Consider the following 7,113-nt stretch of genomic DNA (forward strand, 5'->3'; position numbering starts at 1 on the left):
GACGGAGCTCCCCCCGCCGACACGGCCGTCGGCGGGGGGAGCTCCGTCTCGGGTGCCTGTCACAGCTGATCAACAATCCCGGAGTTCTCCTTGCCGTGCGGGTTACTCTCGCGCAGGACGGCTGCCCGGTCGTCGGGGACTGTCGTCGAAACGCACCTAGGTGGGGGAACCAACCACATGCGCGCACTGCGAATACTGTTGATCATCGCCGTGGTCCTGGGCGGCATCTTCGTGATCGTGGACCGTCTCGCGGTCAACTTCGCGGAGGGCGAGGTGGCCGACCGGCTCAAGTCGACCGAGAACCTCAGCACCACCCCCGACGTGTCCATCAACGGTTTCCCCTTCCTCACCCAGATCGCCGGCGGCTCCCTCGACGAGGTGCGGATCGGGATCCGGGAGTACGAGGCCGGCACCGGCGACGGCAAGCAGAACATCCGGATCGAGGACCTGCGCGCCGACATGAAGGGCGTCGAGTTCTCCGGCGACTTCAGCTCCGCCACCGCCGCCGACGCGACCGGTACCGCGAGCGTGACCTACGACGAGCTGCTCAAGACCGCCAAGTCCGAGTCCACCCAGGTCGGCCCCGGTGTCACCGCCGGCGTCATCGGCCTCTCCGACGGCGGCAACGGGAAGATCAAGGTCGCGGTGGAGGCCACCGTGCTCGGCACCAAGCTGCCCGAGCCGGTCTCCGTCCTCAGCTCCGTGACCGTCGTGGACGGCGACACCGTGCGGGTCCAGGCGGACGCGCTGCCGGCGTTCGGCGGCATCGAGATGGCCGAGGCGCGGGTGCGGGAGATCACCGACTTCGAGCAGAAGATCGACGGCCTGCCCGGCGGGATCAAGCTCGACAAGGTCGAGGCGGGGAAGTCCGGCGTCGACATCACCGTGCGGGGTTCCGACGTCCGGCTTGCCGGGTAGGTAGGCGGTCGGCGGGACCGCTTCGCCCCCGAGGGGCCCGGTGGACCCGGATGTCCGACAGGCGAGACGGAGATGTCCGCAGAGCAGATGCGAGGACGGGCGCCGTCGGGTCCGGGGCGAGCGGAAGCAGGCCCGCCCCTCCTGTGATCCCAGAATGCGGACAGTATTGTCTCAGCATGCGACACGGCGGTGACATGCCCGCCCTGTCCTCCTTACGATCGACGGCATGCAGTGTCAGACGAGCGTCCTCCGAGCGCGGGGGCAGGCGGATCTCACGAAGCGGCGGGCAGTGGACCTCTGCCGCGTCGCCGCCATGCTCTGTCGACCTTTCTGAGCGGGCGCCCCGCCGCCCGCATCCCCACCTCGCCCCGCTGAGGGGCATCCGTGCGTCCGCTCCCGCAGGAGTGCCGCGCACCCGCATACCCGCACGCCTCGCCGCAACTGCCCCGGAGGAGACAAGAGCATGAGCCGTAACGACGTACTGGTCGACGCCGACTGGGTCCAGGAACACCTGGACGACCCGACCATCGCCATCGTCGAGGTGGACGAGGACACCACCGCGTACGAGAAGAACCACATCAAGAACGCCGTCCGGATCGACTGGACCAAGGACCTCCAGGACCCGGTCCGCCGTGACTTCGTCGACCAGGCGGGCTTCGAGAAGCTCCTGTCGGAGAAGGGCATCTCCAACGACCACACGGTCATCCTCTACGGCGGCAACAACAACTGGTTCGCCGCGTACGCCTACTGGTACTTCAAGCTGTACGGCCACGAGAACGTCAAGCTCCTCGACGGCGGCCGCAAGAAGTGGGAGCTGGACGCCCGCGAGCTGGTCGCCGGCGACGAGGTGCCGGAGCGGGCGAAGACCGAGTACCAGGCCAAGCCGCAGGACCTGTCCATCCGTGCCTTCCGCGACGAGGTCGTGGACGCCATCGGCGTGCAGAACATCGTCGACGTGCGCTCGCCCGACGAGTTCTCCGGCAAGCTGCTCGCGCCGGCGCACCTGCCGCAGGAGCAGTCGCAGCGCCCCGGCCACGTGCCGACCTCCCGCAACATCCCGTGGTCCAAGAACGCCAACGACGACGGCACCTTCAAGTCCGACGACGAGCTCAAGGCGCTCTACGAGGACGAGCAGATCGACCTCTCCAAGGACACCATCGCCCTGTGCCGCATCGGTGAGCGCTCCGCGCTGTCCTGGTTCGTGCTGCACGAGCTGCTGGGCGTGGAGAACGTCAAGAACTACGACGGCTCCTGGACCGAGTACGGCTCCCTCGTCGGCGTGCCGATCGAGCTCGGCCCCGCCAAGTAGACCCTCGCCCGCACCACGACCAGACCACGAGACCAGTTCAGGAGTACGCCATGTGCGGTGCGAAGGCCGGTGGCCCGGACGCCTCGACGATCAAGCCCGGCGAGACCACCATCCAGGGTCAGCTGACCCGTGACGGCGAGCCGGTGACGGGCTACGTCCGTCTGCTGGACTCGACCGGCGAGTTCACCGCGGAGGTTCCGACCTCCGCGACCGGGCAGTTCCGCTTCTACGCGGCGGAGGGCACCTGGACGGTCCGCGCCCTGGTGCCCGGCGGTACCGCCGACCGCACGGTCGTCGCCCAGCAGGGCGGTCTGGCCGAGGTCGCCATCGCGGTGTGAGGTCCCTTCGAAGGGCCGCATCCCACGGACCGGACACCGGCACCGGGAATGCGGCCCTTCGGCCTGTCCGCGTACCTGCGCACCTGCGGGTCCGGTTCTACGCTGGAAGTATGTACGCGCGCAGGCGGCATACCTACTTCGTCATGATGGGCACGTGCATCGTGCTCTTCGTCCTGGCCTGCGCCGTCGTGCGGCTCTGGTCGGTCCCGGTGGCCGTGGGCATGTGCGTGGTGGCCATGGTCATCCCGCCGTTCGCCGCCATGGTCGCCAACCGGCGGGGCCCCGACGACCGCTGGTGGGACGACCCGTCCGGTGACCCCGAGTCCGACGCGTGGTGGGACGAACTGGACGGGAAGAAGAGACACGGGCCCCGGTGAGCCCTTCGGCCCTCCGTGTCAGGTGAGCCCTCCGGGCCCTCCGTATCAGTAGACGAGCGCCTGCGTGTCGTCCGCCAGCGCCTCCTGGACGAACACCTGCGCGCCCGCGATGCGCACGCCCTCGATGACGTCCTTCTCCGTGATGTCCCGGCGCGCCGCGCACTGGGTGCACAGGGTGAGACGGCCCCCCGCGACGATCGAGTCCAGCAGGTCCGGCAGCGGCGCCGCGTGCGGCAGCTCGAACTCCGCGGCCCTGCCCGGCAGCGCGAACCACGCCGACTCCCCGGTGAGCCACAGCGAGACGTCCACGCCGCTGGCCACGGCCACCGCCGCCACCGTGAAGGCCTGCGAGCAGCGTTCCGGGGCGTCGGCCCCGGCGGTCACCTTGATCACGAGCTTCTTCGCCATACCCGGATCGTAGTCACCCTCGCCCCGCCTGTATCCGAGAGCCTGTACCCGAGAACTCGGCGCCGGACCGGCCACCGGCCCCACCGCCGCCGGGTGGGTGCAGGACGGGGCCGGGGCCCGGCCGCGTAAGCTGGGGTCCGCCCTGTGCACACGAATGCACCGCACCCCCGCTCAAGGAGCATCCCGTGGTTCTCTTCTACGAAGCCCTGCTGGTCCTGGTCGCCGTCGGCGTTCTCGCCTTCGCCGGGCTGGCCGTGAAGAAGCTGTACCAGGGTCAGCGCTGACCGCCCACTCCAGGAACTGCCACTGATGATCGAGATCCCGTCCGACCTCCACAAGGACCTCGTGCCACTCGCCTTCCTGCTCGGCGACTGGGCGGGCGCAGGCGTGCACGACTTCCCCGGCTCCGAGAAGTGCAACTTCGGGCAGGAGGTCTCCTTCACCCACGACGGCCGGGACTTCCTGGAGTACTCCTCCCGTACCTGGGTGCTCGACGAGAACGGCGGCAAGGTCCGGCCGCTCGAGTCCGAGCACGGCTTCTGGCGGATCGACGCCGACCGCAAGGTCGAGGTCACGATGACCCGCGACGACGGCGTCATCGAGATCTGGTACGGCGAGCTGGCCGACCAGAAGCCGCAGATCGACCTGGTGACGGACGCGGTCGCGCGCACCGCCGCCGCCCAGCCCTACACCGGCGGCAAGCGGCTCTACGGCTACGTCAAGAGCGACCTGATGTGGGTCGGTGAGAAGCAGACCCCCGAGGTCGAGCTGCGCCCCTACATGTCGGCGCACCTGAAGAAGGTCGTCACCCCCGAGGACGTCGAGCGCTGGGCCAAGGCCCTGCCCGACGACATGCCGGACGACGGGATCGCCTTCTTCAAGTGAGCCACCGGGCCCCGGACCACCGGGGCGCACGGCCCGCGAGCCCGGCGTGATCCGAACCGGAGGCCCTAGACTCGTGGTGTGGTGAGCACCGACTGGAAGAGCGATCTCAGGCAGCGCGGCTACCGGCTGACGCCGCAGCGCCAACTCGTGCTCGAAGCCGTCGACACGCTGGAGCACGCGACCCCCGACGACATTCTCGTGGAAGTGCGGAGAACGGCGTCGGGGGTCAACATCTCGACCGTCTACCGCACCCTGGAGCTCCTGGAGGAGCTGGGGCTGGTCAGCCATGCCCATCTCGGGCACGGCGCCCCGACGTACCATCTCGCCGACCGGCACCATCACCTCCACCTCGTCTGCCGTGACTGCACCGAGGTCATCGAGGCGGACGTGGAGGTGGCCGCCGAGTTCACGGCGAAGCTGCGCGGCACCTTCGGCTTCGACACCGACATGAAGCACTTCGCGATCTTCGGCCGCTGCAAGGACTGTTCCCTGAAGGGTTCAACTACCGAGTCGTAGGCTAGGGGTATGAAGAGCCCTCTGCTGACCCTGCCCGGCGCCGTTCCCGCCGAGGGCGTGGACGAAGGCGTCGCCGCCCACTACGGTGACCTGTTCCGCGAGCAGCGTGCCCTCGCCGCAGGCACCGGCTTCGTCGACCTGTCCCATCGCGGGGTCGTCACCGTCTCCGGGGCGGAGCGGCTGAGCTGGCTGCATCTGCTGCTCACCCAGCATGTCAGCGACCTCCCGCCGCACCAGGCCACCGAGGCGCTGATCCTCTCCGCGAACGGCCACATCGAGCACGCGCTCTACCTCGTCGACGACGGCGAGACGGTCTGGGCCCATGTCGAACCCGGCACCCAGGAGGCGCTGATCGCCTACCTGGAGTCGATGAAGTTCTTCTACCGGGTCGAGGTCGCCGACCGCACCGCCGACTTCGCGGTGGTGCACCTGCCCGCCGGTTCCATCGTGGAAGTGCCCGAGGGCGTCGCCGTCCGCGAGACGTCGTACGGCCGTGACCTGTTCCTGCCCCGCGCCGATCTGGAGTCGTACGCCGGGAAGGCGGGGCCGCCCGCAGGCATCCTCGCGTACGAGGCGCTGCGGGTCGAGCAGCACCGCCCCCGGCTCGGCTTCGAGACCGACCACCGCACCATCCCGCACGAGCTGGGCTGGATCGGCGGTGCGGTGCATCTGCAGAAGGGCTGCTACCGGGGCCAGGAGACGGTCGCCCGGGTCCAGAACCTGGGCAAGCCGCCGCGCAGGATGGTCTTCCTGCACCTGGACGGCAGCGAGGTCCATCTGCCGCCGCCCGGCACCGACCTGAGGATCGCCGACGACGGTCCGGACGGCCGCCGGATCGGCTTCGTCACCACGTCCGTGCGCCACCACGAGCTGGGCCCGGTCGCCCTCGCGCTGGTCAAGCGGAACGTTCCGGTCGATGCCCGCCTGATGGCCGGGGACACGGCGGCGGCCCAGGAGACCGTGGTCGAGCCCTGATCCGTGCCGAGCCCTGATCCACGTCCGATGCGGGTCGTGCCCGATGCGGACGACGTCGGAGGCGGGCCACGTCGGAGGCGACCACGTCCGAGGTGACGTGGATCAGATCTCGAGGAGGACGGTGAACGGGCCGTCGTTGGTCAGCGACAGCCGCATCCGCGCGCCGAAGCGGCCCGTCGCCACCGTCGCGCCCAGCGCACGCAGCTGGGCGACCACCTCGTCCACCAGCGGCTCGGCGACGTCCCCGGGGGCGGCGGCGTTCCAGGTGGGGCGCCGGCCCTTTCGGGCGTCGCCGTAAAGGGTGAACTGGCTGATCACCAGAAGCGGGGCGTCGACGTCGCTGCACGACTTCTCGTCCTGGAGCATCCGCACCGACCAGAGCTTGCGGGCGAGCTGCGCCGCCTTCTCCTTGGTGTCCTCATGGGTGACGCCGACAAGGGCACACAGCCCCTCGCCCTCGATCGCCCCCACCGTCTCGCCGTCCACGACGACGCTCGCGCCGTCCACCCTCTGCACCACTGCACGCATACACCCATCATGCCGGTCGGCGAACAGACGGCTGACAGCGGTCCGCGGAGGGCCCCGGTCGGGCTATTTTTACTCCTTACCCCCCATCTGGGGCGGATCAGGAGCACTCGGTCACATGGCGGCCACCAGAGGTGGCACGATGCTGGCACACACCGGTCGAGGGGACGGTCGAGGCACATGAGCACACCAGGAACCGGGCAGCAGTCCGGGCCTGTCCTGCCGACCCGGGCGGGGGTGGGGGAACGCGAGTTCCACCGCCCGCCCGCACAGCGCACGGACAGCCCGGCCCTGCCCGAGGAGCACCCGGGGCCCGAGCCGGCCCTGGCCGTGCGCAGCCTGCCCGAGCTGCGCACGCTGCGCCGCGACGCCCAGCGCGACGAGGCCGACCTCAGTTATGTGCGGCGGCTGCTCCAGGGCCGGATCGACATCCTGCGGGCGGAACTGGCCCGGCGTGCGCCGGTGGGCGCGGCCTCGGTCGCCACGTCGGTGGAGACGTCCGTGGTGGAGCGGCTCGCGGAGATCCTGCGGGACACCCCGGCCCGCCAGCGTTCCTCCGCCCGCCATGTGACCCTGGGGACGCCGCGGAGCGAGGAGTACGGGCGGCTGGCGGCCGAGATGCTCGCCGAGGTGGAGCTCTCGGACCTGGGTGCGCGTACGGACGGGGAGCTGACGGCCGCGATGGGGCGGCTGGTGCGGTACGAGCGGGAGGTGTCCCGGAGCCGGCAGCGCCTGCAGCGCACCGCGGACGACTGCAGCGCGGAGATCGCGCGCCGGTACCGTGAGGGGGAGGCCCAGGTCGACGACCTGCTGGTGTGAGGCGGGTCGGGCCGGGCTGGGCCGGGTGCCGGGCGGGTGGCTC

The 7,113-nt window shown here is 70.2% G+C and carries 11 protein-coding genes; 9 read left to right on the forward strand and 2 right to left on the reverse strand.

The window, feature by feature from the left end; translation table 11 throughout:
* Positions 1 to 177 precede the first annotated feature (177 nt).
* The 5 genes from AOK11_RS32305 to AOK11_RS32320 all read left to right on the forward strand — a co-directional run bounded on the left by AOK11_RS32305 (position 178) and on the right by AOK11_RS32320 (position 2,942).
* A complete protein-coding gene (locus AOK11_RS32305; RefSeq protein WP_055597238.1) occupies positions 178 to 918 on the forward strand; it encodes an LmeA family phospholipid-binding protein in 741 nt (246 codons plus the stop codon).
* Positions 919 to 1,144: 226 nt separating this feature from the next.
* Complete coding sequence (locus tag AOK11_RS46920; RefSeq protein ID WP_350849312.1) at positions 1,145 to 1,252, forward strand: Ms5788A family Cys-rich leader peptide; 108 nt, start codon at positions 1,145 to 1,147, stop codon at positions 1,250 to 1,252.
* Between the two features lie 129 nt (positions 1,253 to 1,381).
* Positions 1,382 to 2,227 carry a sulfurtransferase gene (locus AOK11_RS32310; protein WP_055597239.1) on the forward strand — a complete coding sequence of 282 codons (846 nt, stop codon included), beginning with the start codon at positions 1,382 to 1,384 and terminating at the stop codon, positions 2,225 to 2,227.
* Between the two features lie 50 nt (positions 2,228 to 2,277).
* Positions 2,278 to 2,565, forward strand: coding sequence for a DUF1416 domain-containing protein (locus tag AOK11_RS32315; RefSeq protein WP_055597240.1), 288 nt, complete (start codon positions 2,278 to 2,280; stop codon positions 2,563 to 2,565).
* A 110-nt stretch (positions 2,566 to 2,675) separates the two neighbouring features.
* Positions 2,676 to 2,942 (forward strand): DUF3099 domain-containing protein, encoded by a 267-nt coding sequence (locus tag AOK11_RS32320; RefSeq protein ID WP_055597241.1) that lies wholly within the window; start codon positions 2,676 to 2,678, stop codon positions 2,940 to 2,942.
* Positions 2,943 to 2,987: 45 nt separating this feature from the next.
* Here the strand turns inward: AOK11_RS32320 and AOK11_RS32325 are convergent, their stop codons facing one another.
* Positions 2,988 to 3,350 (reverse strand): DsrE family protein, encoded by a 363-nt coding sequence (locus tag AOK11_RS32325; protein ID WP_042174837.1) that lies wholly within the window; start codon positions 3,348 to 3,350, stop codon positions 2,988 to 2,990.
* A gap of 309 nt (positions 3,351 to 3,659) precedes the next feature.
* On the opposite strand from AOK11_RS32325, the gene AOK11_RS32330 reads away from it, so the two are divergent.
* From AOK11_RS32330 to ygfZ, 3 genes are all read left to right on the forward strand, one after another.
* Positions 3,660 to 4,235: a heme-binding beta-barrel domain-containing protein gene (locus tag AOK11_RS32330; protein WP_055597242.1), complete on the forward strand. Its 576-nt coding sequence runs from the start codon at positions 3,660 to 3,662 to the stop codon at positions 4,233 to 4,235.
* A 78-nt stretch (positions 4,236 to 4,313) separates the two neighbouring features.
* Positions 4,314 to 4,751: a Fur family transcriptional regulator gene (locus tag AOK11_RS32335; RefSeq protein ID WP_055597243.1), complete on the forward strand. Its 438-nt coding sequence runs from the start codon at positions 4,314 to 4,316 to the stop codon at positions 4,749 to 4,751.
* A gap of 9 nt (positions 4,752 to 4,760) precedes the next feature.
* On the forward strand, positions 4,761 to 5,726 hold the full coding sequence (ygfZ, locus tag AOK11_RS32340) for a CAF17-like 4Fe-4S cluster assembly/insertion protein YgfZ (RefSeq protein ID WP_055597244.1): 966 nt from the start codon (positions 4,761 to 4,763) through the stop codon (positions 5,724 to 5,726).
* 102 nt (positions 5,727 to 5,828) lie between these two features.
* Here ygfZ and dtd read toward each other — a convergent pair whose 3' ends face one another.
* Complete coding sequence (gene dtd / locus AOK11_RS32345; RefSeq protein ID WP_055597245.1) at positions 5,829 to 6,254, reverse strand: D-aminoacyl-tRNA deacylase; 426 nt, start codon at positions 6,252 to 6,254, stop codon at positions 5,829 to 5,831.
* A 177-nt stretch (positions 6,255 to 6,431) separates the two neighbouring features.
* On the opposite strand from dtd, the gene AOK11_RS32350 reads away from it, so the two are divergent.
* Complete coding sequence (locus AOK11_RS32350) at positions 6,432 to 7,070, forward strand: RsiG family protein (protein WP_055597246.1); 639 nt, start codon at positions 6,432 to 6,434, stop codon at positions 7,068 to 7,070.
* The last annotated feature ends 43 nt before the right edge of the window (positions 7,071 to 7,113 follow it).

This window comes from Streptomyces hirsutus (assembly GCF_001418415.1).
GTDB classification, from domain to species: domain Bacteria; phylum Actinomycetota; class Actinomycetes; order Streptomycetales; family Streptomycetaceae; genus Streptomyces; species Streptomyces hirsutus.